General features: G+C 70.2%; 28 protein-coding genes and 1 pseudogene. 19 read left to right on the top strand and 10 right to left on the bottom strand.

Annotated elements, in window-relative coordinates:
- Positions 1–40: 40 nt before the first annotated feature.
- A complete protein-coding gene (locus OG735_RS10770; RefSeq protein ID WP_326649229.1) occupies positions 41–409 on the top strand; it encodes a tetratricopeptide repeat protein in 369 nt (122 codons plus the stop codon).
- 133 nt (positions 410–542) lie between these two features.
- The gene (locus tag OG735_RS10765; protein WP_327322916.1) at positions 543–1,169 is read left to right on the top strand and encodes a hypothetical protein; all 627 of its coding nucleotides are present in this window, start codon (positions 543–545) and stop codon (positions 1,167–1,169) included.
- Here the strand turns inward: OG735_RS10765 and OG735_RS10760 are convergent.
- On the bottom strand, positions 1,163–1,444 hold the full coding sequence (locus tag OG735_RS10760; RefSeq protein WP_327322915.1) for a DUF6343 family protein: 282 nt from the start codon (positions 1,442–1,444) through the stop codon (positions 1,163–1,165). The two genes, OG735_RS10765 and OG735_RS10760, sit on opposite strands and share 7 nt — an antisense overlap.
- Before the next feature lie 113 nt (positions 1,445–1,557).
- Between OG735_RS10760 and OG735_RS10755 the strand changes: the two genes are divergently transcribed.
- The 6 genes from OG735_RS10755 to OG735_RS10730 all read left to right on the top strand — a co-directional run bounded on the left by OG735_RS10755 (position 1,558) and on the right by OG735_RS10730 (position 8,789).
- Entirely contained in the window at positions 1,558–2,550 is a 993-nt protein-coding gene (locus OG735_RS10755; protein WP_327322914.1) for an acyltransferase domain-containing protein, read from the top strand.
- A 152-nt stretch (positions 2,551–2,702) separates the two neighbouring features.
- Entirely contained in the window at positions 2,703–3,152 is a 450-nt protein-coding gene (locus tag OG735_RS10750) for a DoxX family protein (RefSeq protein ID WP_327322913.1), read from the top strand.
- A gap of 144 nt (positions 3,153–3,296) precedes the next feature.
- Positions 3,297–4,223 (top strand): slipin family protein, encoded by a 927-nt coding sequence (locus OG735_RS10745; protein ID WP_327322912.1) that lies wholly within the window; start codon positions 3,297–3,299, stop codon positions 4,221–4,223.
- A 170-nt stretch (positions 4,224–4,393) separates the two neighbouring features.
- Positions 4,394–4,573 carry a hypothetical protein gene (locus OG735_RS10740; RefSeq protein ID WP_327322911.1) on the top strand — a complete coding sequence of 60 codons (180 nt, stop codon included), beginning with the start codon at positions 4,394–4,396 and terminating at the stop codon, positions 4,571–4,573.
- 131 nt (positions 4,574–4,704) lie between these two features.
- Positions 4,705–7,536, top strand: a complete 2,832-nt coding sequence (locus OG735_RS10735) for a DEAD/DEAH box helicase (RefSeq protein ID WP_327322910.1) — start codon at positions 4,705–4,707, stop codon at positions 7,534–7,536.
- On the top strand, positions 7,533–8,789 hold the full coding sequence (locus OG735_RS10730) for an SWIM zinc finger family protein (protein WP_327322909.1): 1,257 nt from the start codon (positions 7,533–7,535) through the stop codon (positions 8,787–8,789). The genes OG735_RS10735 and OG735_RS10730 overlap by 4 nt, the downstream gene beginning before the upstream one ends.
- A 245-nt stretch (positions 8,790–9,034) precedes the next feature.
- Here OG735_RS10730 and OG735_RS10725 read toward each other — a convergent pair whose 3' ends face one another.
- Both OG735_RS10725 and OG735_RS10720 read right to left on the bottom strand, forming a co-directional pair.
- Positions 9,035–9,241 (bottom strand): DUF397 domain-containing protein, encoded by a 207-nt coding sequence (locus tag OG735_RS10725; RefSeq protein WP_327322908.1) that lies wholly within the window; start codon positions 9,239–9,241, stop codon positions 9,035–9,037.
- The gene (locus OG735_RS10720) at positions 9,238–10,098 is read right to left on the bottom strand and encodes a helix-turn-helix domain-containing protein (RefSeq protein ID WP_327322906.1); all 861 of its coding nucleotides are present in this window, start codon (positions 10,096–10,098) and stop codon (positions 9,238–9,240) included. Before OG735_RS10720 ends, OG735_RS10725 begins: the two co-directional genes overlap by 4 nt.
- Before the next feature lie 154 nt (positions 10,099–10,252).
- Between OG735_RS10720 and OG735_RS41895 the strand changes: the two genes are divergently transcribed.
- Positions 10,253–10,423: a hypothetical protein gene (locus OG735_RS41895; RefSeq protein ID WP_442812407.1), complete on the top strand. Its 171-nt coding sequence runs from the start codon at positions 10,253–10,255 to the stop codon at positions 10,421–10,423.
- On the top strand, positions 10,420–10,743 hold the full coding sequence (locus OG735_RS10715; protein WP_442812596.1) for an ATP-binding protein: 324 nt from the start codon (positions 10,420–10,422) through the stop codon (positions 10,741–10,743). Before OG735_RS41895 ends, OG735_RS10715 begins: the two co-directional genes overlap by 4 nt.
- On the opposite strand, the gene OG735_RS10710 is transcribed toward OG735_RS10715, so the two are convergent.
- Positions 10,711–11,172 (bottom strand): MarR family winged helix-turn-helix transcriptional regulator, encoded by a 462-nt coding sequence (locus tag OG735_RS10710; RefSeq protein ID WP_327322905.1) that lies wholly within the window; start codon positions 11,170–11,172, stop codon positions 10,711–10,713. The genes OG735_RS10715 and OG735_RS10710 overlap by 33 nt on opposite strands.
- A gap of 85 nt (positions 11,173–11,257) precedes the next feature.
- On the opposite strand from OG735_RS10710, the gene OG735_RS10705 reads away from it, so the two are divergent.
- Entirely contained in the window at positions 11,258–11,629 is a 372-nt protein-coding gene (locus tag OG735_RS10705) for a VOC family protein (protein WP_327322904.1), read from the top strand.
- 2 nt (positions 11,630–11,631) lie between these two features.
- Positions 11,632–12,639, top strand: a complete 1,008-nt coding sequence (locus OG735_RS10700; RefSeq protein WP_327322903.1) for a DNA-3-methyladenine glycosylase family protein — start codon at positions 11,632–11,634, stop codon at positions 12,637–12,639.
- A gap of 27 nt (positions 12,640–12,666) precedes the next feature.
- Here OG735_RS10700 and OG735_RS10695 read toward each other — a convergent pair whose 3' ends face one another.
- Positions 12,667–13,200: a hypothetical protein gene (locus OG735_RS10695; RefSeq protein WP_327322902.1), complete on the bottom strand. Its 534-nt coding sequence runs from the start codon at positions 13,198–13,200 to the stop codon at positions 12,667–12,669.
- 83 nt (positions 13,201–13,283) lie between these two features.
- Here OG735_RS10695 and OG735_RS10690 point away from each other — a divergent pair, with 83 nt between their 5' ends.
- Positions 13,284–14,465, top strand: coding sequence for a cytochrome P450 family protein (locus OG735_RS10690; protein ID WP_327322901.1), 1,182 nt, complete (start codon positions 13,284–13,286; stop codon positions 14,463–14,465).
- A 46-nt stretch (positions 14,466–14,511) separates the two neighbouring features.
- Here the strand turns inward: OG735_RS10690 and OG735_RS10685 are convergent, their stop codons facing one another.
- Positions 14,512–14,985 (bottom strand): DUF3574 domain-containing protein, encoded by a 474-nt coding sequence (locus tag OG735_RS10685; RefSeq protein ID WP_442812406.1) that lies wholly within the window; start codon positions 14,983–14,985, stop codon positions 14,512–14,514.
- Between the two features lie 190 nt (positions 14,986–15,175).
- On the opposite strand from OG735_RS10685, the gene OG735_RS10680 reads away from it, so the two are divergent.
- Positions 15,176–16,537: an amidohydrolase gene (locus tag OG735_RS10680; RefSeq protein WP_327322900.1), complete on the top strand. Its 1,362-nt coding sequence runs from the start codon at positions 15,176–15,178 to the stop codon at positions 16,535–16,537.
- 165 nt (positions 16,538–16,702) lie between these two features.
- Positions 16,703–17,368 carry a chaplin gene (locus OG735_RS10675; RefSeq protein WP_327322899.1) on the top strand — a complete coding sequence of 222 codons (666 nt, stop codon included), beginning with the start codon at positions 16,703–16,705 and terminating at the stop codon, positions 17,366–17,368.
- Between the two features lie 93 nt (positions 17,369–17,461).
- Here OG735_RS10675 and OG735_RS10670 read toward each other — a convergent pair whose 3' ends face one another.
- Both OG735_RS10670 and OG735_RS10665 read right to left on the bottom strand, forming a co-directional pair.
- The gene (locus tag OG735_RS10670) at positions 17,462–17,650 is read right to left on the bottom strand and encodes an RICIN domain-containing protein (protein WP_327322897.1); all 189 of its coding nucleotides are present in this window, start codon (positions 17,648–17,650) and stop codon (positions 17,462–17,464) included.
- A 62-nt stretch (positions 17,651–17,712) separates the two neighbouring features.
- Entirely contained in the window at positions 17,713–18,360 is a 648-nt protein-coding gene (locus OG735_RS10665) for a DUF2293 domain-containing protein (RefSeq protein WP_327322896.1), read from the bottom strand.
- A gap of 35 nt (positions 18,361–18,395) precedes the next feature.
- Here OG735_RS10665 and OG735_RS10660 point away from each other — a divergent pair, with 35 nt between their 5' ends.
- Positions 18,396–19,379, top strand: a complete 984-nt coding sequence (locus tag OG735_RS10660) for a D-2-hydroxyacid dehydrogenase family protein (RefSeq protein WP_327322895.1) — start codon at positions 18,396–18,398, stop codon at positions 19,377–19,379.
- Here OG735_RS10660 and OG735_RS10655 read toward each other — a convergent pair.
- Positions 19,348–19,806 carry a hypothetical protein gene (locus OG735_RS10655; RefSeq protein WP_327322894.1) on the bottom strand — a complete coding sequence of 153 codons (459 nt, stop codon included), beginning with the start codon at positions 19,804–19,806 and terminating at the stop codon, positions 19,348–19,350. The genes OG735_RS10660 and OG735_RS10655 overlap by 32 nt on opposite strands.
- Positions 19,807–19,875: 69 nt before the next feature.
- Here OG735_RS10655 and OG735_RS10650 point away from each other — a divergent pair, with 69 nt between their 5' ends.
- Entirely contained in the window at positions 19,876–20,607 is a 732-nt protein-coding gene (locus OG735_RS10650) for a DUF7873 family protein (RefSeq protein WP_326649212.1), read from the top strand.
- 383 nt (positions 20,608–20,990) lie between these two features.
- Here OG735_RS10650 and OG735_RS10645 read toward each other — a convergent pair whose 3' ends face one another.
- Complete coding sequence (locus OG735_RS10645) at positions 20,991–21,764, bottom strand: C39 family peptidase (protein ID WP_327322893.1); 774 nt, start codon at positions 21,762–21,764, stop codon at positions 20,991–20,993.
- Between the two features lie 206 nt (positions 21,765–21,970).
- Here OG735_RS10645 and OG735_RS10640 point away from each other — a divergent pair.
- A pseudogene (locus OG735_RS10640) lies at positions 21,971–22,461 on the top strand (cupin domain-containing protein).
- A gap of 68 nt (positions 22,462–22,529) precedes the next feature.
- A complete protein-coding gene (locus tag OG735_RS10635) occupies positions 22,530–23,168 on the top strand; it encodes a uridine kinase (RefSeq protein WP_327322892.1) in 639 nt (212 codons plus the stop codon).
- Positions 23,169–23,172 lie beyond the last annotated feature (4 nt).

Raw genomic sequence — 23,172 nt, 5'->3', positions numbered from 1 at the left:
CCCGGTGTTGGAACCGTCCAGCTGAGGGAAGGATGCGACCGTGCCCAAGAGCAACCCGGATACGCACGTAATCGACTACCGCGCGGCCGAGCATCTGCTGGCCGCGAGGGATCCGCGCGGGGCCGTGAAGCTGCTGGACTCGGTGATCGCGGCCCACCCGGAGAACACCGCGGCGCGGCTGCTGAGGGCTCGCGCCTTTTTCGCCGCGGCCCAACTGCGTCCGGCCGAGCTCGAGTTCGAGCTGGTCCTGGAGCGCGAGCCGGACAATGCCTTCGCGCACTTCGCACTTGCCCGCACCTTCGAGCGGGCCGGCCGCCCGGAGCAGGCGAAGCGTCACTTCCGGCTGGCGGCGGCGCTGGACCCGAAGCCGGAGTATCTGAAGGCTGCGCGCTTCGACGCGGAGGCATGAGGAAGCCCGGCGGAAGCCTGATGGAGGCCCGGGGGAGGCCCGACGGAGGCCTGGGGAAGGCTGTTTCGCTCCGTTGTCAGACCCAGCCCGTAACGTCGTAGATCCACGGTGGAGACGGGGGAAGGGCACTGCCATGGGGATCACTTCCGCGTGGTCGATCACCGCGCACGAGGACGACGTCATCGCGAGCCTGGTGCCGCGGGTCCAGCCGCTGATCGAGCGGCACCGGGAGTCGCCACAGGCGCAGCGGGCCTGGCAGGCATGGTGTGCCGATCCGCTGCCCGATCACCGGAGTTGGCGCGACCTGCCGTTGGGGAGCGAGCGGGGCGAGGCCGTCAATGCCTTCCTGCGGCTGACGTCCGAGATCCCCCTGAACGAACTGCACTGCTGCGACGACTGCGGATTCCACCTCTACGACATATGGGAGGCGTTCGCCGAGGCAGTGCCTCCGTACATCGCCGTCTTCACCAAGGACTACGCCCTCAGCGCGCTGTTCCATGCGATAGGTCCCCGGCGGGCCGCGCAGCTGCCGGGGTGGTGCGGGGACTTCCTGCTGACCTCGGACGAGGTCCGGCGGACGCTGCCGGCGGTCGAGGAAGCCCTCACCTTCACCCCGCAGGAGCGGGTCGCGGCCGAGGACCAGGTCTGGCTCGACTACCACGAGGGCGAGGAGCCCGTCCTGGACGGGCCCTTGCGAGCCTGGCGGCAGGCCGCATCCACTGGGCTTGGGCTGTTCGGGGCCAACGTCCACATCTACTGACCGGGTCTGGGCCGGCGGCCGCCGTGGTCCGGTTCGTACGGCGGTATGTCGCGACCCGGCTGGTAGTGCGGACCCTGGTGGATATGGCGCAGAACCATGGCGAGATCGACCGTGACGATCAGCAGCAGCGCTCCGCAGGCCGCCGCCCAGCCGGGGCGTCCGGCCAGCGTGAAGGCCGCGGTGCCCGCAGCGGCCCAGATCAGGCCCCATACGGTCAGCCAGAGCCGCAACCGCAGGGGACTGCGTGCAGTTGTCGGTTCACTCCCAGTGCGCATGACATTCGCATCTCCTACTCCAGGATGCACCAGTATCAGGTCAGTGTTCGGTCCGTACCCGGTCCCTTTTCCATCCGGTCCCATCTCCCAGTCCGACGTCGAGGAGCTGAGAAGTGGACAAGCAGCCCATGGCAGAGCACGGCAGTCCGCCGGGCCAGGATCCGCGGAAGTCCGGGGAGGCGCCACTGGTGCCGAACGTGCTGGTGGAGCTGCCGGACGCGGACGGCCTGGCCGAGGCGCTGGTGGATCTGGCAGTACCGCACGAGGACATCAATGAACTCCTCGCCCTGCGGGGCCGGATGATGTCGGACCCCGGGCTGCGCCGGCTCCTGGAGTCGGGCGTGCGGGAGCTGGTCCAGGACATGGGAAGGATCGGCGGTGGCGGGGAACTGCCGCGGCTGCCCGAGAAGTCAGGGGCGGTCGGCCGCTGGCTCCCGGTGTACGTCTTCGTCGCCGCGCTCCCGTACGTACGGGCGTACCACCGGGAGCAGTCCGTCCCGGACGACGTCTCCCGCCGTACGCTCGCCGACCTCGGGCGCAATGTCGCCGTTCACCGACGGCGGCGTGGCACGGGCGGGCTGTTGATTCCTGGTTGGATCGGGCTGCACTTCCGGGGCGAGATCTACCAGTTGGGGCGGCTGCAGTTCCAGCGTTCCCGGCTCGGCGGCCGTACCGGTGAGGCCGTGCGGGCGGCCGGGCTGCCGTTCGAGCCGGGTGACCTCGCCCTGAATGTGCATATCCCGGACTTCCTCGGGCCGATCACGCCCGAGGCGTGCGACCGTTCCCTCGCGAGAGCCCGGGAGTTCTTCGCCCGCCACTTCCCCGAAGAGCCCTACCGCGTGGCCACCTGCCACTCCTGGCTGCTCGACCCCCAGCTCGCCGAGTATCTGCCGAAGGACTCCAACATCGTCCGCTTCCAGGACCGCTTCCGGACCGCGTACGTGGAGAAGGAAGCCGACGACGGCGCTCCGGTCGCGTTCGTGTTCGGCGATCCAGAACTGCCGAGGGACGCCCTGCCGCGCAGAACGGGCGTGGAGCGCGCCGTCGGCGACCATCTGCGAGCAGGCCGCCACTGGTACGGCGGGCACGGCTGGTTCGCGATATGAGCCCTCGAAGCCGGGTCCGGGCGCGGCCCAAGGCGCCGGACAGGCGCAGTTGAAGATTTTGAAGTTGGGGCCCGGGGCGGCGATGAGTCCTGGGCCCCCTCCCGGTCTACCTCTCCGAAAGCACTACGGAACGCTTACCGGAGGAGACCACAATGTCCGCAGCAACCCCCGTCACCACCTCGAACACCGTCGCCGCCACCGCTACCGGAACGACGCTGAGCCGCCGCTCGCACCTCGCGGTGCGCACGCTCCAGATCGTGCTCGCGGTGTTCATGGCGATCCCGAGCGCCGGGCCCAAGCTTGTCGCCCACTCCTCCGCGACGGAGGCTTTCGACAAGATCGGCTTCGGCGACTGGTTCATGCATCTGACGGGCGGTCTGGAGCTGGCCGGCGCGATCGCGCTGGTGATCCCGATCCTCTCCGGTCTTTCGGCGCTCGCCTTCATGGGTCTGATGATCGGCGCCTTCATCACGCAGATGACCGTGTTCGACGGCCAGTACGCGATCACGCCCGTCATCCTCTTCGTCATCTTCGGCGGGATCGCCTGGGTGCGGCGCAATCACACGGCCGAGCTCGTCGCCCTCGCGCGCAAGCGCCTCTAGAAGCCGCCCGTGGGCCGCACCCGCACCGGGGTGCGGCCTTCCTGCTGAGGTGGGGCGGTAGGGGCGGGTGAGAGCTCGACCGAGGGGGTATACCGGGCATACCGTGGTAATTAACATCCGGCTCGGACGGTAGGGGGTGCCCTGATGGTCGAGGAGCTGGTGGCTGCGGGCGCGGCGGCCGCGTCCGCTTGTGTGCTGTACGCGATGGCGGGCGCGAGGGTGGTCAAGCAGTACGAGCGGGGCGTGGTCTTCCGCCTGGGTCGGCTGCGTGACGACGTCAGGGCCCCGGGCTTCACCATGATCGTCCCCTTCATCGACCGGCTGCGTAAGGTCAATATGCAGATCGTGACGATGCCGGTGCCCGCGCAGGACGGCATCACGCGGGACAACGTGACGGTCAGGGTCGACGCCGTGATCTATTTCAAGGTCGTGGACGCCCCCGATGCCATCGTCCAGGTCGAGGACTATCGCTTCGCGGTCTCGCAGATGGCGCAGACATCACTGCGGTCGATCATCGGCAAGAGCGATCTGGACGATCTGCTCTCCAACCGCGAAAAGCTCAACCAGGGACTGGAGTTGATGATCGACAGTCCGGCGATCGGCTGGGGTGTGCAGATCGACCGGGTCGAGATCAAGGACGTGTCCCTGCCCGAGGCGATGAAGCGGTCGATGGCGCGCCAGGCCGAGGCGGACCGTGAGCGCCGGGCCCGGGTCATCAACGCCGATGCCGAGCTCCAGGCCTCCAAGAAACTGGCCGAGGCCGCCAAGGAGATGTCCCAGCAGCCGGCTGCCCTTCAGTTGAGGCTGCTGCAGACAGTCGTCGCCGTCGCGGCCGAGAAGAACTCCACCCTGGTGCTGCCGTTCCCGGTGGAGCTGCTGCGCTTCCTGGAACGGGCCCAGCAGCCCGCGCAGTCCCCGTCCGAGCCGCAGCAGGCCTTGCCGTCGCATCCCGCGCAGCCGGAGTCGCAGCCCGAGTCACCGTCGCAGGAGAGTCCGCCGGTGGAGTCGTCGCCGGTTCAGCCGGTCCAGCCCGTGCCGCCGTTGCCGCCCGCGGTGCCTCCCGCCGCATAGGCCCCTGCGGCATAAGTCTTGCCGCGTAAGCTCCGCCGCCTGAGCTCCGCCGCCTCGGCCGCGCTGCCGGGTGAGCGCGGGCCCGGCCGGGTAGGAAACGTTCCGGCGTCCCTGACGACCGGACGCCTGCCTCGGCCGAGATCGGCGCTGTGGGGTGGGCGGCGCTCAACATGATGCCCTTCGAGCCGGTGACCGACGGCCTGCGGCTTCCGGCGCCGGAGTGCGGTGTCGAGCTGCTCGTGGGCAGCAAGCGCGAGGAGTACCGGCTGTTTCTGGTGCCGGCGGAGCGCCTGGACGTGCAGCCGAGCGGAAGCTGCGGGCGACGGCGGCGTCCGCGAGGTGCCTGCTGAGGTGCCTGCTGAGGTGTGCTGAGGTGCCTGCCGAGCCGTCCCGGCCGGCTGTCGGAGCCCGTTGTCAGACCTCACCCGTAAGGTCGTAGATCCAGTACTCCGGTACGTGATCGGCAGAGGGAGGTGACCCGATGACGTCCGACATGCGGCAGCTGCTGCACACCTGCGCTGCGGTCTTTGTGCCGGCCGCACTGCCGCGCGAGGGGCGGGTCGCTTTCTGGGACCCGGACGGCGACCGGCTCCGGGACGCGAGCGGCGAGCTCACGGTCGTACGCCGGCACGGCACCGGCGTCCGCAGCCGCACGGTCCCCGCCGTGCTGCTGCCGGTCGCCGAAGCCGTACCGCTGCTGACCCGGGCCCGTCGGAACCCGGCCGCGCACCCCGCCGCGGCCTGCTGGGGCGCTGCCGCGCTGCACGCGGTCCATCTGGTGGCGCGCGGCAGGCTGCTGCCCGGCTTGACCGCGACCGACCATGACGCATGGCGGGCAGGCCCGCTGGACGCCGACGACATCGCCCAGCTGCGGGCGATCGCAGCCGCCATGCCGTACGAGGCGCATGCCGTTCCCGTCGGTGAGCTGCGGCCGTTGCGGCTGCCGGAGCCCGAGTCGCTGGTCCGGTCGTTCTTCGACGCGGTGGCCGACACCCTGCCGCGTACGCCTGCCGCGCCGTATGCAGCGGGAGCGCCGTTCGCGGCCCTTTCCGCGCAGCATCTGCCCGCCGCACGGGAGTGGGCGGCGGAGGCCGCGGCGGGCATGGACGCGGGAGTGCGGGTCTCGCTCCGCCTCGACCTGTCCGCGTTCGAGCTCTTCGACATCGCCGAGGAGGACGGCGCGGAGCGCAATGCCGGCGCGGCCCTCGTCCAGGTGCACAGCCTCGCCGACCCGACGCTCGTCATCGACGCGACCCGGCTGTGGGCGGGCGACGGCGACGAGGACTTCGGGCCGCGCGCCAGGATCGACGCGGTGCTGGCGCTGCGCCGCGCGGCGCGGGTCTGGCCGCCACTCGCCCGGCTGCTGGAACGGGACGTGCCCGATGTGCTCCCGCTGACAGAGGACGAGCTGTACGAGCTGCTGGGACCGGGCGCGGCACGCCTGGCCGCGGCCGGGGTAGCGGTGCACTGGCCGAAGGAGCTGGCGCGTACGCTCTCGGCCGCCGCGGTCGTACGGTCCGCGCCCGGCTCGGCGACGGACGGCACACCGTTCTTCGACAGCGAGGAACTGCTCAAATTCAACTGGCAGTTGGCGCTGGACGGCGATCCGCTGACCGAGCGGGAGATGGACGCGCTGGCCGAGTCGCACCGTCCGATCGTGCGGTTGCGGGACCAGTGGGTGGTCGTCGACCCCGGTCTCGTACGGAAGGCGCGCAAACGGGAGTTGGGGCTGCTCGAGCCGGTCGACGCGCTGGCCGTGGCACTGACCGGCACGGCGGAGGTGGACGGCGAGACGGTGGAGGCGGTGCCGACGGGCGCGCTGGCGGCACTTCGCGACCGGCTCACCGCGGCCTCCGCACCTGTCGCGCCTCCGGCCGGCCTTGCCGCCACGCTCCGCGACTACCAGCTGCGTGGCCTGGCCTGGCTGGACCTGATGACCTCGCTCGGGCTCGGCGGCTGCCTCGCGGACGACATGGGCCTCGGCAAGACGGTCACGTTGATCGCCCTCCACCTCCATCGTGCCCGGACGGCCCCGACGCTGGTCGTCTGCCCCGCCTCGCTGCTCGGCAACTGGCAGCGGGAGATCGCCCGCTTCGCCCCCGGCGTACCGGTGCGCCGCTTCCACGGCGCCGACCGCACACTGCCCGAGCTCGACGGCGGCTTCGTCCTCACCACGTACGGCACGATGCGGACGAGCGCGGACCGGCTGGCCGCGCACACCTGGGGGATGGTCGTCGCCGACGAGGCGCAGCACGTCAAGAACCCGTTCTCGGCGACGGCCAAAGCCCTGCGCACCATCCCGGCCCCGGCCCGCGTCGCTCTGACCGGCACACCCGTCGAGAACAACCTCTCCGAGCTGTGGGCGCTGCTGGACTGGACGACTCCCGGACTGCTCGGCCCGCTGAAGGCCTTCCGCTCCCGGCACGCGCGCCTCGTCGAGAACGGTGAGGACGACGACGCGGTCGAGCGGCTGTCGCGGCTCGTGCGCCCCTTCCTCCTGCGCCGCAAGAAGTCCGATCCGGGCATCGTGCCCGAACTGCCGCCGAAGACGGAGTCCGACCATCCCGTCGCGCTCACTCGCGAGCAGGCGTCCCTCTACGAAGCCGTCGTACGGGAGACGATGGCGGCGATCGAGGGCGCGGAGGGCATCGCGCGCCGTGGTCTGGTGATGAAGCTGCTCACCGGGCTGAAGCAGATCTGCAACCATCCCGCGCAGTTTTTGAAAGAGCACAGCCTGAAGGAGCACGGCGCTGCGACAGGCGTCGGCACCGTCCGGCTGGCGGGCCGCTCCGGCAAACTGGCTCTCCTCGACGAACTGGTGGAGACGATCCTCTCCGAGGACGGCTCGGTCCTGATCTTCACCCAGTACGTCTCCATGGCCCGCATCCTCGCGTCGCACCTCACGTCCCTGGCGATCCCGTCCCAACTCCTGCACGGCGGCACCCCCGTGGTCGAGCGCGAGCGCATGGTGGACCGCTTCCAGTCGGGAGAGATCCCGGTCTTCATCCTCTCCCTCAAGGCCGCCGGCACCGGTCTGAATCTGACCCGGGCCGGCCATGTCATCCACTTCGACCGCTGGTGGAACCCTGCCGTGGAGGAGCAGGCGACGGACCGGGCGTACCGCATCGGCCAGACACAGCCGGTGCAGGTCCACCGACTGATCGCGGAGGGCACGGTGGAGGACCGCATCGCCGAAATGCTGGCGTCCAAGCGGGCGTTGGCGGACGCGGTCCTCGGCTCCGGAGAGGCGGCCCTGACCGAACTGACCGATCGTGAGCTGGCCGACCTCGTCTCCCTGCGGAGGCCCTCATGATCCCGCGCTCCCAACCCGCCCGCCCCCGCCACGACGACCGCCGCCGTACGTTCCCCGCCCTGGAGCCCCTCACCGGCGAGGAGTTCGCGTCCAGCTGGTGGGGCAACACCTGGGTGGAGGCGCTGGAGGACTCGGCCCTGGACCGGGCCCGCCTCGTCCGGGGCCGTGCGTACGCGGGCCGGGGCCATGTCGACGCGATCACGGTCACGCCGGGCCGGGTCGTGGCGTACGTCCACGGCAGCAGACCGCGCCCGTACCGTACGGAGATCCGCCTGCGTACCCTCTCCGACGGCGACTGGGACGACTTCCTGGCCGCCGCGGCGGCCCGACCCGATCACATCGCGGCCCTGCTCGACAAGGACGTGCCGCACGCACTGGCGACCGTGGCGGACCTCCTGCCCACGCCGGGCGATCTGATCCCCGACTGCTCCTGCCCGGACGACGGTTACCCCTGCAAGCACGCGGCGGCGCTCTGCTACCAGACGGCCCGGCTGCTGGACGAGGACCCGTTCGTGCTGTTCCTGATGCGGGGCATGGGCGAACGGGAAATCCTCGCCTCACTCGCTCATCGCAACGCGGCCCGCTCGGCCGCCGAGCGCACCACCGCGGCCGCCGCCACTGCCGTTCCGACGGTCCCGGCCCGCGAGGCTCTCGCCCCTCGCTCGCTACCGGCCCTCCCGCCCCCGTTCCCGGCTCCGGCCCATCCGGGCCGTCCACCGTCCTACCCCCACTCGCCCGGCGCGCCCGACCCGCTCGCCCTGGATCTCCTCGCCACCGAGGCGGCCGCCCGCGCCCACACCCTCCTCACCACCGGCACGGACCCCACCGCGGAGCTGACGGAATGGCAGGACGCGGTCCGCCTGGCCGCCGCCCACCCCGGCTCGGGCCTGACCGCCTCCACCCGCGCCCTCTACCGCGATCTGGCAGCCGCCACCGATCACACTCCCACCGACCTGGCCCGCGCGGTGGCGGCCTGGCGCCAGGGAGGGCTCGAAGCCCTCGCCGTACTCGAAGAACCCTGGGACCCGCCCGCCGGCTCCTTCGACCGTGCCCGCCCCGCCCTGATCGCCGCCGACTTCCCGCACTTCCGGCCCTGGCGCAACCACCTCTCCACCCGCACGCTGCAGCTCCGCTTCGGCCGCAACGGCCTCTGGTACGGCTATGAATCGGACGCGGACCGCGAGGACTGGTGGCCCCGCGGCACTCCGGACACCGACCCGGTCGGCGCGCTCGCCGCGCTGCTCGGCAGATGACGGACTGAGCGACCGGGCTGCCTGCATCAGGACCTGGATTCAGCCGAAGGGGGCCCGTGGCTCGCGCGGCTCACCCGATCCCGGAGCCGTCGGCGCCGACCTGGACTGCCCGTGCCGAGCTGGTCGGCGCCCGGCAGCGCGCGGGGCCACTCAGAAGCAGGTGGGCAGCTCGCCCTCCGACCAGGGGGACAGGGGCACGGCAGGTTTGAGGCGAGCAAATGCCTTGGGATGCAGGGCAGTTGGTGCTAGCGGGAGGCTGCGAACGGAACGAACGCCGCCCATGAGCCGTCTGTGAAGGCGAGCTGCGCGCCTGCCTTGTCCTTGGAGTCCCGGACGTGGACGGTGCCGGGGGCGGAGGCGACCTCGACGCACTCGGGGCCGTCGCTGGTGCTGTAGCTGCTCTTGAACCACGCCAGCCCGGCGACACTCTCGACAGAGGACTTGCTGATCATGTCTCTCCCAGCACTTTCTCGATGAATGCCAGTGACTCCCGTGGCGTGAGAGCCTGCGCTCGGATGATCCCATACCGCGCCTCAAGGACACGGACCTCTTTGCGTTCGGCGGTCACGCGGTTGAACAATGCTGCCTCCGAGTGCGCCACTTTGTGGCCGTTCCTGGGGTCCAGCAGGAGGAACGACCCGCCGCCCAGGCCCGCGTGATCTTCACGGTCCGTCGGCATTACTTGGACTTCGACGTTCCGCAACTGCCCCACATGCAATAGTCGTTCGAGCTGGCCGCGCATCACCATCCTGCCACCGACCGGGCGGCGCAGCGTCACCTCTTCCTGGACAAAACTCAAGAACGGCGCCGGCCGCCGCTCGAAGATCTCCTGCCGGGCCATGCGCGCGGCCACATTTCGCTCGATGGCGTCCTCGTCCAGCATCGGCCGGTGCATGCGGTACAGCCCCTGGGCGTAGCTCTCGGTTTGCAACAGTCCGTGGATGACGGAACTGGCGTAGGCGCCCAACTCGGCGGCATCCGCTTCGAATCGCGCAAGGTCTCGCACCTTCTTCGGGTACCGGGCCTGCGCCACGTCCTCCTTGAACGCAGCCAGGATTCCGCCCGCCCCCAGCGCCTCGTCCGCCCTGTCCAGGAACTCCGGCTTCGGGATGCGCCGACCTCGCTCGACTGCCGAGACCTGGTGCTCGGTGTAGCCGATCGCCTTGCCGACCTCGGCCTGCGTCAAGTGGGCCCGTTCCCGCCACAGCCTGACCTGTTTGCCGACGGTCTTGAGGAGTTCCGCCGTCCCCTCGTCCCAGTCCGGCTGCTGTTCCGCCTCGTCGTCCATCGGCCCTGTCGTATTCGCCATGCTGTCCCACCTTCGACGCGCCCCTGCCCAACGCCGCCCTGCGCTCCGCGTCACGCCCGACAACCCGGACAGCACGCCTCCGAGCTTGGACAATCACGCTGCGTACCGACAACGCTCCTGTTCAGGTTACGCACGCACGGACACGCTGAGTGATGTGAATCACGAAACCGTCAGCACCGAACTCCCCGTCCCCACCCACCGCTTCACGGTCCGGCTGAGCGCGACTCGCCGTGGCGCCCGCCTCGCCCGACGGCTCGCCACTCAGCAACTCAAGCCTGGGGCTGGCCGTACGACTCCGACTCCTCCCGGACCGCTGCCCTCCTGACGGCTGAACTCACCGCGAATGCCATCACGCATGGCCGTGTCCCCGGCCGGGATTTCCGGCTGGGGCTCACCGTTATTCCTCCTGGCATGCTCCGTATGGAGGTCAGCGATGCCCGCCGCGACCGAGGGCTGCCCGCCCCGGCTGAACTCGGGGCCGCACCCCTCGACTCCGAGGGCGGTCGCGGCCTGCTTCTCGTCGACGCCCTCGCTGCCGACTGGGGCATCGACCGCAGTGATCCCGTCCTGAAGACCGTCTGGTGCTCGATCGCCCTTGACGCGCGGCCGTTCTCACCCGTCGAGTGCCGCCGCCATGTGGTCTAGGTCGGCGAGGAGCTCGGCGAGGCGTTGCTCCGGGACGGCGTCGGTCATGCGCTGGTCGATGGCGTAGACGGCGGAGCGTGCCGCCGCGAGCCGACGTTGGCCCTCCTCGGTGAGGTGGGCCGGCAGAGCGCGACCGCGGTCGGTGGTGGCCGGCCGGGTGATGAGGCCGGCGTCCTGCAGTCCGCGCAGGACGACGTTCATGGACTGCCGCGTGACGAAGGTGCCGCGGGCTAGCTCGGCGTTGGACAGGCCGGGGCGCTGGTCGAGGAGTTCGAGGCAGGCGTACTGCGGCACCGTCAGGCCGTACTCACGCAGTGCTCTGTCCATCGCGCTGCGCAGCGCCGCGGCGGCGCGCTTGAGGCGGTATCCCAGGCGCTCGGTCACGTCGGCGGCCCGCGGAGCCTGGCTGGAAGCAGTCCCATCGTGCATGTCAGGAGTTTGACATGTCAGCGCGGCGCCGTCTATCTTCCGCTTATGTCAAAGTCCTGACATGCAACACGATCGAGGAGTGCTCATGACTGTGACCGCCAGCGGCCCGGACTTCATCGCTCTGCAGGTGCGCGATGTCGAAGCGGCTGCCGCCTTCTACGAGAAGCACCTCGGGCTGCGCCGGGCGCCTGCCTCGCCGCCCGGCGCCGTGGTGTTCGCCACCGAGCCGGTTCCGTTCGCCGTTCGTGAGCCGCTGCCGGGAGTGGATCTCGGCGCCGTCGAGCGGCCCGGCCTCGGGGTCGCCCTGTGGTTCCGGACCACTGACGCGCAGGCCCTGCACGACAGGCTCCACGCCGCCGGGATCCCCATCGTCAAGGCACCCGAGGATGGTCCGTTCGGCAGGATGTTCACGTTCGTCGGCCCTGAGGGGTACGCCATCACCACGCACGAAGGCTGACCATGACCGCCATCGTCATCACCCCGCGTGGGCCGTTCTCACTTGCGGCGAGCCTGCGGTTCCTGGAGGGCTTTACACCCGCCGGGTACCGCGACGCCTCGGACGGCAGGGTGCTGCGCCTGGCCTTTCCCGCCGACGACGGCCACTCGACGGTGAGCGCGGAGGTGAGGCAGGCGGAGGGGTCGGAGGGGTCGGAGGGGTCGGAGGGGTCGGAGGGGTCGGAGGGGACCGTACAGGCGGATGTCACCGTGCACACCGGGAATCCGGGCAACGACGGGATGGGCACGGCAACTGCGGAATCGGATGGGATGAGCGCGGTGCGGGCGCAACTGGCCCGCATCCTCTCGCTCGACGTGGACGGCAGCGGGTTCCCACGGCTCGCCGAGGCCGATCCCGTCGTGGCCCAGCTCATCGCGGCGTACCCGGGGTTGCGGCCGGTGTGTTTCTACTCGCCGTACGAGGCCGCGGCCTGGGCGGTCATCGGCCACCGCATCCGGATGGTCCAGGCCGCCGCGATCAAGGCCCGCATTGCCGAGCACCATGGACCGCGCGTCACCGTCGCCGGGGAGTCGCTGCACGCCTTCCCCACCCCGCTGGTCCTGCGCGGACTCAGCCGTGTTCCGGGCCTGCCCGAGACGAAGGTCGAACGGCTGCGTGTCCTCGCCGACGCGGCTCTCGCCGGTGATCTCGACGCCGCCCGGCTGCGCGCGATGCCGACGGAAGACGCCCTCGCTCATCTGCGGACCCTGCCCGGCATCGGCCCCTTCTCCGCGGAGCTCATCCTCATCCGCGGCGCCGGACACCCCGACGTCTTCCCCCGTCATGAACGCCGGCTTCACGCTTCGATGGCCGATGCCTACGGCCTCGGCGATCCCGACGCCTCCGATGCGCGCCGGCTCGCCGGGATCAGCGATCACTGGGCGCCCTACCGCAGTTGGGTCGCGCTCCTGCTGCGCACCCGCCGCGAGGAGCAGGCCGGGCCGGCAGCCCGCGGTCGCTCGGTGCGGTAGTGCCCGCGGCGGTCAAGTCCGCCGGCGTCACAAGCCCTCCGCCCACCTGACCAGCGTGCCGAAGTCCTCCTCCCGCAGCCCCCGCCGCGGATGGATCCGCAACAGCAGCGCAGGCGCGTCGTGATGCGCCGCGACATGCGCCGTGTCCAGGGCCGTGATCATGTCGTCGACCCAGGCGAACGGGCGCCCCGCCGCCCACTTCAGCAGCGGCCGGGTCTTCCAGTACAGCCCGTCCGGGTCCTTCGCGAAGAGTTCCGGCCACTCGATCACCGGGAGGTCGGCGGGCAGGCCGATGCCCGGGGCGATCATGGTGTTGGCCTCGTGCATCCAGGTGGTGGCCCAGGCCAGTTCGAAGGGAAGGCCCGTCAGTCGTGGGCCGTGGGCCGGGTTGAGGTAGATGCGCAGGCCCCGGCGGTGGCGGCGGGAGCCCGGGGGCTGGTGGGAGAGCCAGTAGGAGGGGTGCAGGCGGTGTGTCGCGTAGCCACGCAGGCGCGGCAGACGCGCCGCGTACGGGTTGAGGGGGCCGTCGACGTCGAGGAGGAGCAGCGGGCGGTCCGTCATGAAGGACAACTGCCCACTGCCGGGCCGGAATACGGCAGACAGCCGTCGACAGCTCCGGAACGCGGCGCCTCTAGGGTGGAGCCATGGCACTCCAAGATCCGACGAGCGAGCTGATGGCCGACCCCTACGCCGTGTACGCGCGGCTCCGCGAGCCCGGGCCCGTGCACCGGATCGCAGGGACGGACGGGCTGCCGGCCTGGCTGGTCACCCGCTACGACGACGTACGTCAGGCACTCGCCGATCCCCGGCTCTCCCTGGACAAGCGCAACGCGGCACCCGGCGGCTACCGCGGGCTCGCGCTGCCGCCGGCGCTGGACGCGAATCTGCTCAACATGGACCCGCCGGACCACACCCGCATCCGGCGTCTGGTGTCCCGGGCGTTCACCCCGCGTCACATCGCGCAGTTGCGCGAGCCGATCCGCAAGACAGCCGACCAGCTGCTGGACGCCATCGCCCCGCACGGCCGCGCCGATCTGATCGCCTCGTACGCCGCGCCGCTGCCGATCAACGTCATCTGCGACCTGCTCGGCGTGGCCTCGGAAGACCGGCGCGATTTCCGGGCGTGGACCGACGCCCTGGTTGCCCCGGACCCTGCGCAGCCGTCACGGGCGAAGGAAGCGGTCGGGGGAATGCTGGCGTTCTTCACCCAGCTCATCGCCCGCAAGCGCGCCGAGCCGGCCGACGACCTGCTCTCCGCCCTGATCGCGGTACGCGACGAGGAAGACCGGCTGAACGAGGACGAGCTGATGTCCCTGGCCTTCCTCATCCTGTTCGCCGGATACGAGAACACCGTCCACCTCATAGGCAACGCCACCCTGGCCCTGCTCAGTCACCCCGACCAACTGGCCGCGCTGCGCGCCGACCCTGGCCGACTGGGCGGTGCCGTCGAGGAGTTGGCCCGTTACGACGGACCCGCACCGCTGGCCATCCGCCGCTTCCCCACCGAGGACATCACCATCGGCGGCGTCACGATCCCGGCGGGCGAGACCGTCCTGCTCTCGCTCGCGGCCGCCCACCGTGACCCGCACCGCTTCACCGACCCCGACCGCCTCGACATCGGCCGCGACGCCACCGGCCACCTCGCGCTCGGCCATGGCATCCACTACTGCCTGGGCGCCCCCCTGGCCCGGATGGAGACCGAGATCGCTCTTGCCGCGCTTCTTGAGCGGTTTCCGCGGCTGGAGCTCGACGTCCCGCACAGCGAGCTGCGGTGGCGGCCTTCGATGCGTGCCCGAGGGCTGCTCTCCCTGCCCGTGCGCTACTGAGCCGGGCGCTCTCAGATCAGAAAGGCCGCTCTCAGAGAGGCCGCTCTCAGAAGTCGGCGAGCGTCGGTTCGTCCAGCCGGGCCACCGAGTCCTGTGCGTACGCCGCGGCGTAGGCCTCGCGGATCCGCTCGATCTGCGGGTCGCGTACGTGTGCCTCCGCGGCCGGGTAGAGCAGGATCAGCTCGTACGAACGCTCCCGCTCGATGGTGCCGTTGGAGTCCCGCCACTGTCCGCGGCCGTCCTGGACTGTCAGCCCGGACGGGAAGTTCGGCGTGACACTGCGGTCGATGAACGCCATGAACTGCCGGTCGGTCACATCGGGGCCGCCGTCCGGACGCTCCGTACCGAAGAACAGCCGCGTCTCGATGTAGGGCGCACCACGCGCCGCCGTGGACGAGGCCCTGGGTGCCTTCGCCTGTTCACTGCCGAGCGCGGCGGGGGAGCCGGGCGCACCCACTGTCAGTACGGCGACGGTGGCACCGGCGACGGCGAGGAGAGTGCGCTGCTTCACAGTGGGCACGGGGAGCCGGTCCTTCCATCGGGGGCCGCAGGGCGGCGTGTGTTGCGGCTACGGCAATCGGGCCACGAAGCAGTACGCCGGGACGCCGAATTCGTCCGGAAACCACCCGCACGAGCGCATCCCTCGATGTGTCCGCGGACAGACCCGGACCGACAGACTGGGAGCCCGAGGACGTCAGGAGGAGGACCAAATGGTTGCTGCGGACGCCGAGCGGCCCGCGGATCTGATCATTGACGGGTGCATCGCCCTCGTGCACGACGAAGAGAAGGGGATCGGCTTCCTTCAGGACGCCGCCGTCGTCGTACGCGGCCGGCTCATCGAGTCCGTCACCTCCGCGCGTGCCGTGGCCGGCCTCCCGGCCGTCCAGCGCATCGACGGGCGCGGGCAGCTCGCCATGCCCGGCCTGATCAACTGCCACACCCACACACCGATGGTCGCCCTGCGCGGAATCGCCGAGGACATGCCCGTGGAGGAGTGGTTCAACGACTGGATCTGGCCCATCGAGTCCAACCTCACCGACCGCGTCGTCGAACTCGGCGCGCAGCTCGCCTGTGCCGAAATGATCCGTGGCGGGGTGACCACCTTCGCCGACCACTACTTCTCGATGGACAAGGTGGCCGCCGCAGTGACCGAGAGCGGGCTGCGCGCCAACCTCGGCGCGGCCTACTTCTCCAGTCAGGGGGCCGAAGGGCGCGAGCGCTCAGTCGACTTCGCACTGCGGATGCGCGGCGCGGCCGAGGGCCGGATCACCACCTCGCTCGCTCCGCACGCCCCGTACACCGTCGACGACGCCGACCTGGCAGCCACCGCCGAACTCGCGGGCCGGCACGGGCTCCTCGTACACATCCACGCCGCCGAGAACAAGGCGCAGACGGAGAACAGCCTTGCCCGGTGCGGGCGTACGCCCATCGAGGTGCTGGAGCGGACCGGGCTGCTGGAGGTCGATCTGCTCATCGCGCACGGCACCGGGATCACCGAAAAGGATCTGTCCGTACTGCAGAGGGGCACGGGACGGATCGCGGTCGCCAGCGCGCCCAGGGGATACCTCAAGTTCGCCTGGGACACCACACCCATCAGGGCGCTGGCTACGGCCGGCATTCCCGTCGGGCTGGCCACCGACGGTGCCGCGTCCAACAACACTCTGGACGTGTGGGAGAGCATGGCGCTCACCGCGCTCATCCAGAAGTCCGTGGAGAACGATCCGGCGTGGCTCACCGCCCGCCAGGCACTCGGCCACGCAACCACCCAGAGCGCACGGGCCGTTGGGCTCGGAGACCAGGTCGGTGCGCTCGCGCCCGGACGCCGGGCCGATCTGATTCTGGTGGATCTCACCGGTCCGCACACCCAGCCTCTGCATGACATCGCCGCCACGCTCGTCCACAGCGCGAGCTCCGGCGACGTACGCACCACCGTCGTCGACGGGCGGATTCTGATGCGGGACCGGCAGCTGCTGACCCTCGATGTGCCCGGCATCACCGCCGAACTCGCCGAGCAGCTCCCGGAACTGACCGAACGGCGGCAGGGGCGCCGCATCCAGGACTATGACGGGTGAGGCAGGTAAGCCGGGTCGGTCGAGAAGGTCGGGCACGAGAGAAATTCGATAAGACGCACACTCGATGGAGTGAAAGACGTATTTTGCCACAACTTGAATGGCGTCATCGGCGTTGGTTCCGGTGCGGGCGAGGGCCCGCGAACTTCTCCTGAAGGCAGGGAACCCATGAGGCAGGTTCACCGAAAGGGTCTGGCCACCGTGATGCTCACGGGTGGCGCGCTCGCCATGGCGGGGAACGCGCACGCCGACTCGAACGCGGACGGCGGTGCGGCTCATTCGCCCGGACTGCTGGCCGGCAACACGGTGCAGCTTCCGGTGAACGTCCCGGTCAATGTGTGCGGCAACACCGTCAACGTCGTTGGACTGCTCAACCCGGCAGTAGGCAACTCCTGCGCCAACACCTCGCACGGAGGGCGGCTGAAGCCGGGCGCCCACACGACAGGCAGCGGCGGTGCCACCACCGAAAGCGGTGAAAAGGACTCGCCCGGTGTCCTCTCCGGCAATGACGTACAGCTTCCGATCGACGTGCCGATCAATGTCACCGGGAACTCTGTGAACATCGTCGGCATCGGCAATGCCGCCGTCGGCAATTCCTCGTCCAACACCTCCGGCAAGCCGCCCGTACGGCCGAGGCCCGCCATTCCGCCGAAGGCCGCAGCGCCGCACGGGCCGACGCTGCGCCAAGCGACGCGCGGGTCCTCCGCCGCACTCGCGCACACCGGTTCCGGACAGGTTGCCTTCGCCGTGCCCGCGAGCGCCGCGCTGCTGCTCGGCGGCATCGTCCTCTACCGCCGTACCCGGCCTGCCCACGAGCGCGGCGGCGCGGCCTAGGTGTTTTGCCCTGTGAGGCTGGGGTCCGGCCCGGTCTCCTCGGCCGCCGTTGGCTGTCTCGAGACAAGCGTCCTGCCCGGGTGGGTGTTCACCTCAGCGGGGAATCTGCTCCCAGCTTTCATCGGGCTTGCCGTTGCACGTGTACTGGATCAACTGCGTGCCCTTTGTGGCGGTGGCACCAATGGCGAGGCACTTACCGGAGTAGACGTTCCGCAGCGTCTTGCTGCCGCTGTCGTACCACCATTTCTCATCGACGGCCCCGTTGCAGGTGTACTGGATCACGGGCCGGCGCGGGGGAGGACGAAGGGTGCCCTGGGTCCCGGTGTCACCCGCCGGCGTTCCGCTCAGGCGCGCCAGGACGCCAGTACCGCATCGATCACCGACGCCACCCCGGCCCGCGCTTCATGGCGGGCGACTCCGGCCATCAGCAGGGTGTCGTACTCCGTGTCGAGATGCCGTACGGAAGCCCGCACCGCGGCCGTGACCGCTCCCTCCTCCAAGGAACGGCCCGCCGCGGTGCGGCCGACCCGGCCGCTGCCCCGCACCGAGGCGTGCGCGGCGACATCGCGGGCACGCGCCGGCGGGCAGCCCGGGAACAGCCGCTGGATCTCCGCGGCGAACGAGGCGGTGAAACGTACATCCTCGGCCGCGCGACGGACCGCGTCCCGCTCGCGGCGGCGGGCCCGCGCGTCCGCGTCCGCCAGGCACGACGACTCCGCCCCGGCCAGCGCCGCTTCCTCGACCAGCAGCCCCTGGCGTTCGTACCGCTTACGGCGGCGATTGAAGCGGATCACCACCGCGCACAGCGAACTCGCCTCGCGGGCCCGGCGGGTGAGAGCCGCGGAACCGCGCGGCAGAAACACCAGATGGGCAAGGTCAGCACAGTCCAGACAGATGGGCGCGTTGAACTCGAGGAGGTGCAGCGGAAGAGGGCCCTGACGGCACTCCGCGCAGTGCCGGCGCTTCAGTGGTTCGATCACCACCAGGTCCATGTCCGCAGCCTACTCACCAGGTACGCTCCGCTCCCATGACGCTGCGCTGTGCCGTACTCGACGACTACCAGGATGTCGCGCTGTCCATGGCGGACTGGTCGGCTCTCGCACCGGATGTCGAAGTACGGTCGCTGCAGAGCCATTTCACGTCCGAGCAAGAGGTTGCGGAAGCCGTCGGCGACTGCGAGATCATCGTCGCGATGCGTGAACGCACCCCCTTCCCCGCAGCACTCTTCGCCCGCCTGCCGCGCCTCAAGCTGCTCATCACCTCCGGTATGCGCAACGCCGCCATCGACCTCGAAGCCGCCGCCCGCCACGGCGTCACCGTGTGCGGCACCGCCAGCAGCTCCGAACCGCCCGCCGAGCTGACCTGGGCGCTCATCCTGGGACTGGCGCGGAACGTGGTGCAGGAGGGCTCGGCCCTGCAGCAGAACGGCCCCTGGCAGAGCACCATCGGCGCCGATCTGCACGGACGCCGGCTCGCGCTGCTCGGCCTCGGCAAGATCGGCGCGAAAGTCGCCCGTGTCGGCCGGGCCTTCGGCATGGACGTCATGGCGTGGAGCCGGAACCTCACCGACGAGCGGGCCGCCGAGGTCGGCGTCGTACGAGCGCACACCCTGGGGGAGTTGCTCGAGGCCGGGGACTTCGTCTCCGTACATCTGCAGCTCAGCGACCGCACGCGCGGGCTGATCGGCGCGAGCGAGCTCAAGCGCATGCGGCGCACGGCCTATCTGGTCAACACCTCGCGAGCGGCGATCGTCGATCAGGCGGCGCTGGTGCGGGCACTGCGCGACGGCTGGATCGCCGGAGCGGGCTCCGACGTCTTCGAGACCGAGCCGCTGCCGGCCGACGATCCGCTGCGCTCCGCGCCGAACTTCCTCGGCCTGCCGCACCTCGGCTATGTCACCCGGCACAATTACGAGGGGTATTTCCAGGGAGCCGTCGAGGACATCGCCGGCTATCTCGAAGGCCGCCCCCTGCGCACCCTCAGCGCACGCCCGGCGCCGCCGCCCCGATGAACTCGGACAGCGTCTCGCGGGCCTGCTCCGAACGCTGCGAGCGGTCCGACTCGTCCGGCGCCTCATGCATACAGTTCGTGACCTCGAAGGCGTACGCGGCCAGCTCCAGCGCCGCCGCGTCGTCGCAGACCAACTGGACGCGGATCAGCGCCTGATGGGCGGAGGAACGCAGCCGGTACGAGTCGATACGCGCCTCCTCGGCCAGCGCGCTGCCCGGTCTCTCCTTCGCCCGGTGCCAGCGGTCGTTCTGACCGCGCCGGTAGTCGACGAGCGCGCCCGCGAAGGCGCTGTACGCGGAGATCCGTTCCTGACGGAGCTGTTCGGCACGGGTGAGAGCAGCGGCGCGCTCGGCGGTCTGGCGCTGGAAGTAGTGAGTGGCCACTGAGCCCAGCAGAGTGCCTATGACCGCGATGACGGCTGTCTCCATGGTGCGTACTCCCGAGGGATCTGAATAATCGTTCGAGCGTGGGTGACAGGTCTTGCTAGCTTGATCGACGTGGCGAAACTCAATCAGATCATCGCAGTCGAGAAAGGCGTCAAGTCCAAGGCGCACCAGGACCTGACGGCGGCCCATCACGGGCTGCAGAAGCCTGCGCTGCTGGCCGGAATCTCACGTACGTACCAGCCCAAGGACGAGGAGGGCGAGCAGCTTCCGCCCGAGTCCACACGGGTCCAGGTCAAGGCCGAGGACGTGCTGCGCGAGACCGCGAAGACGCTGACCCGGCTGTTCGACGTCACAGCCACCAAGGACTGGGCCAACTGTGCCGCGCGCGCCGATGTGACGGTGGACGGACGCGTTCTGGTGAGCGAGGTTCCGGTGGCGTATCTCCTCTTCCTCGAGAAGCAGTTGACGGACATCAATACCTTTGTGCGCAAGCTGCCGGTGCTTGACGCTTCGGAGTCGTGGACGCAGGACCCGTCGACCGACGCCTGGAAGACCGAGTCGGTAAGGACTCTGCGTACGAAGAAGGTCCCCCGCAACCATGTGAAGGCCGAGGCGACCGAAAAGCATCCGGCGCAGGTCGAGGTGTACTACGAGGACATTCCGGTGGGTTACTGGACGACCGTGAAGTTCTCCGGTGCGCTGCCGGCCCGGCGGGTGAACGAACTGCTCGAGCGGGTGGAGAAGCTCCAGCAGGCCGTGAAGTTCGCCCGCGAGGAGGCGAATGGCGCGGACGTCACCGACCAGCGGGTGGGCGACGCTGTATTTGGCTATCTGTTCGGGTAGCCTCAATGACTCCCCGTCCGCCTGTGTGCGGACGGGGTGCGCGAGGAGCGCAAGCTGAAACTGAAGCTTGTCGTGACTGAGCGGTTCCAGTGGAGGTTCGATTCCTCCCCGCGGCATTTTCCGTACGTACGGGCCGCGGTAGCCCAATTCGGCAGAGGCAGACCGCGATCAATCTCAGACTATTGCTCCAGACTCAGCATTCGCCGCCGATCGCCGGATCGACCGGGCCCGGGCCCTGGTGCGTCGAGATGCCGGTTCAAGTCCGGCCCGCGTAGCTCGATACGCGGTGGTCCAAAGGCAGGACGCGGCGACATAACGACTGACCCGGGTTCTCAAGCGTGCCGGCGTGCGACATGGGTGGCATCACAGGGCTCGGGGGCCGGCTACGCCCCCGGGCCCGCTCCCATTCCCGGCCCTTTTTCCCGGCCATTTCCCGGCCCGCTGTTTCCTGCCCCCGGTGCCGGTGCCGGTGCCGGTGCCGGTGCCGGTGCCGATTCCGATCCCGTTTCCGGTTCCGGTTCCGGTGCCGGTCCCTGTTCCGGTGTCATTCCGGGCGCGAAGGAGACCCCCCGACCCGCGAAGAAGCGGGCGAAGCCGGCCAGCGGGAGGTCGGCCGCTCGCGTCTCCGGCGTCGTCCCGGACGGATTGTGGAAGTGCACGCGGTCCTCCGTACGACCCGTGAGCAGCACCAGATGGCCGCCTCTGCCGGGCGCCGGGCGGTCCGGGTTGCGGATCTCGTAGTGCACTGAGGCCATCACCGTCCTGCCCTCGTCGAGGAGCGAGAGGATCTCCTCCGGAGTCAGTTGGCGGTGGACGGTGGCCGTCAGCGCGTGTACTTCCTGCGCGTACGTGGCGAGCGGCGCGTAGATCAGGCCGTGGATGGCACCGTTGGAGTCCTCCGTGTAGGCGCCGTACTTCAGCGCTCCGTCGCGCAGTTCGAAGAGCGAGGGGGACCCTGGACCGAGGGCCATGCGCAGACAGGTCATACCGCACAGATGGCCGCACCAGCGCCCGTACTCCTCCCGGGTCGCCGCGCCCGAGGACTCCCAGGCCGGGTCGGTGGCCGGATCCAGGCCGCCGTACACGATCTGCTCGATCAGGTCCGGGGAGGCGAACTGGGTGTGGACGGGGACGGAGCAGGTGGAGCACTGGGTCACTGGAGGTATCCACTCAGGAAGCGGCCGATTCGACAGGGACGGCCCGGTTCCTGCCGATTCGGCCGATAGGGCTGATCGCGGCGTCGAGATCGTCAGAGTACGCGTTCGGCCGGGCGCCCATCGGATACCTTGAGGCAGTTTGGCGACAGTGCGGGGGGGTGTTCGCCAGGGAACGCCGGGGCCGCGCCGAGGAGTTGGAGGGTTCCATGGGGTTCAGAGGACTGATGCCGCAGAGCAGACGGCAGGGGCGTGCCCGCACCGCGATGGTCCTGGTCGGCTGTCTGGGGGCGCTCGCGACCGTGCCGTCCGCCGCTAACGCCACGCCCGGCAGCGGCGTCTCTGCGACGGTGCTCGCGCAGGGCGTGTCCCAGGGGACCTTGAAGCTGAAGGCCAAGGGCCGCACCGATGTGGTCGTACGGACGATCACGGTGGCGCCGGGCGGGTACACCGGCTGGCACACCCACGCCGGACAGCTCCTCGCCGTCGTCAAGTCCGGGACGCTGACCCGGACTCTGGACGACTGCTCCGTCGAGGTGAGCCCGGCCGGCACGGCCTTCATCGAGCCGTCCGGCAAGAACCCCGGCACATCGGACGCAACCTCGGCAGCGAGCCGGTCGTGCTGTACGTGACGTATCTGCTGCCCGCGGGCAGCCCGCTGTCGGACGACGCGGACGCCCCGCCCTGCGCCGGTAAGTAGCGGGGTGGCCGGGCCGGCGGACGGCTCCGATGCGCCGCGCCGGCACCCGGCAGGGCGATGATGAGCGCGTGCGACTCGAAGCGATCACCTGGGAGCGGCTGGCCGATGCGCTCGTCGGCCGGGTCATGGAGACCGAGGCCGAGGACGGCAGTCCCTGGCTGCGCATCGGTGTCGACGGCGCTCCCGCCGCGCCGACCGGTGCGCTCGCGGAGCGGGTCGCCGAGGCATTGCGGCTGCGCGGGCGCGGCGTACTCGTGGTCGGGACGGGCGGGTTTCTGCGGCCCGCCTCGCTGCGGTACGAGTACGGACGCGAGGATCCGGACTCGTACTACAGCGGCTGGTTCGATACCGGGGCCCTGTGGCGGGAGGTCTTCGGGCCGCTGGAGGCGGGTGGCAGCGGGCGTGTGCTGCCCGATCTGTGGGATCCGGCGACCGACCGGGCGACCCGCAGCCCGCATGTTGAACTGCCGCCCGGCGGCGTGCTGTTGCTGCACGGGCCGTTCCTTCTCGGGCACTGGTTCCCGTTCGATCTCAGCGTGCATCTGCGGCTGTCGTCCGCTGCGCTCCGACGGCGTACGCAGGAGAGCGAGCGCTGGACGCTGCCCGCGTTCGAACGGTACGAGGACGAGGTGGGCCCGGGAGAGGCGGCCGATGTGCTCGTACGGGCCGACGACGCGAACCGTCCGGCGTGGGGCGGACTGGGCTGAGGCG

This window comes from Streptomyces sp. NBC_01210 (genome assembly GCF_036010325.1).
GTDB lineage: Bacteria > Actinomycetota > Actinomycetes > Streptomycetales > Streptomycetaceae > Streptomyces.
Note: the sequence above shows the minus strand (reverse complement) of the source record. Positions and strands in the feature narration are given on the sequence as shown.

Bases quoted from the DNA above. Each gene is read 5' to 3' on its own strand.
- OG735_RS10730 (WP_327322909.1), top strand. From the start codon at position 7,533: ATGATCCCGCGCTCCCAACCCGCCCGCCCCCGCCACGACGACCGCCGC.
- OG735_RS10745 (WP_327322912.1), top strand. From the start codon at position 3,297: ATGGTCGAGGAGCTGGTGGCTGCGGGCGCGGCGGCCGCGTCCGCTTGT.
- OG735_RS10760 (WP_327322915.1), bottom strand. From the start codon at position 1,444: ATGCGCACTGGGAGTGAACCGACAACTGCACGCAGTCCCCTGCGGTTG.
- OG735_RS10740 (WP_327322911.1), top strand. From the start codon at position 4,394: ATGATGCCCTTCGAGCCGGTGACCGACGGCCTGCGGCTTCCGGCGCCG.
- OG735_RS10750 (WP_327322913.1), top strand. From the start codon at position 2,703: ATGTCCGCAGCAACCCCCGTCACCACCTCGAACACCGTCGCCGCCACC.
- OG735_RS10735 (WP_327322910.1), top strand. From the start codon at position 4,705: ATGACGTCCGACATGCGGCAGCTGCTGCACACCTGCGCTGCGGTCTTT.
- OG735_RS10655 (WP_327322894.1), bottom strand. From the start codon at position 19,806: ATGGAGACAGCCGTCATCGCGGTCATAGGCACTCTGCTGGGCTCAGTG.
- OG735_RS10660 (WP_327322895.1), top strand. From the start codon at position 18,396: ATGACGCTGCGCTGTGCCGTACTCGACGACTACCAGGATGTCGCGCTG.
- OG735_RS10710 (WP_327322905.1), bottom strand. From the start codon at position 11,172: ATGCACGATGGGACTGCTTCCAGCCAGGCTCCGCGGGCCGCCGACGTG.
- OG735_RS10725 (WP_327322908.1), bottom strand. From the start codon at position 9,241: ATGATCAGCAAGTCCTCTGTCGAGAGTGTCGCCGGGCTGGCGTGGTTC.
- OG735_RS10720 (WP_327322906.1), bottom strand. From the start codon at position 10,098: ATGGCGAATACGACAGGGCCGATGGACGACGAGGCGGAACAGCAGCCG.
- OG735_RS10690 (WP_327322901.1), top strand. From the start codon at position 13,284: ATGGCACTCCAAGATCCGACGAGCGAGCTGATGGCCGACCCCTACGCC.
- OG735_RS10695 (WP_327322902.1), bottom strand. From the start codon at position 13,200: ATGACGGACCGCCCGCTGCTCCTCCTCGACGTCGACGGCCCCCTCAAC.
- OG735_RS10700 (WP_327322903.1), top strand. From the start codon at position 11,632: ATGACCGCCATCGTCATCACCCCGCGTGGGCCGTTCTCACTTGCGGCG.
- OG735_RS10665 (WP_327322896.1), bottom strand. From the start codon at position 18,360: ATGGACCTGGTGGTGATCGAACCACTGAAGCGCCGGCACTGCGCGGAG.
- OG735_RS10680 (WP_327322900.1), top strand. From the start codon at position 15,176: ATGGTTGCTGCGGACGCCGAGCGGCCCGCGGATCTGATCATTGACGGG.
- OG735_RS10765 (WP_327322916.1), top strand. From the start codon at position 543: ATGGGGATCACTTCCGCGTGGTCGATCACCGCGCACGAGGACGACGTC.
- OG735_RS10675 (WP_327322899.1), top strand. From the start codon at position 16,703: ATGAGGCAGGTTCACCGAAAGGGTCTGGCCACCGTGATGCTCACGGGT.
- OG735_RS10705 (WP_327322904.1), top strand. From the start codon at position 11,258: ATGACTGTGACCGCCAGCGGCCCGGACTTCATCGCTCTGCAGGTGCGC.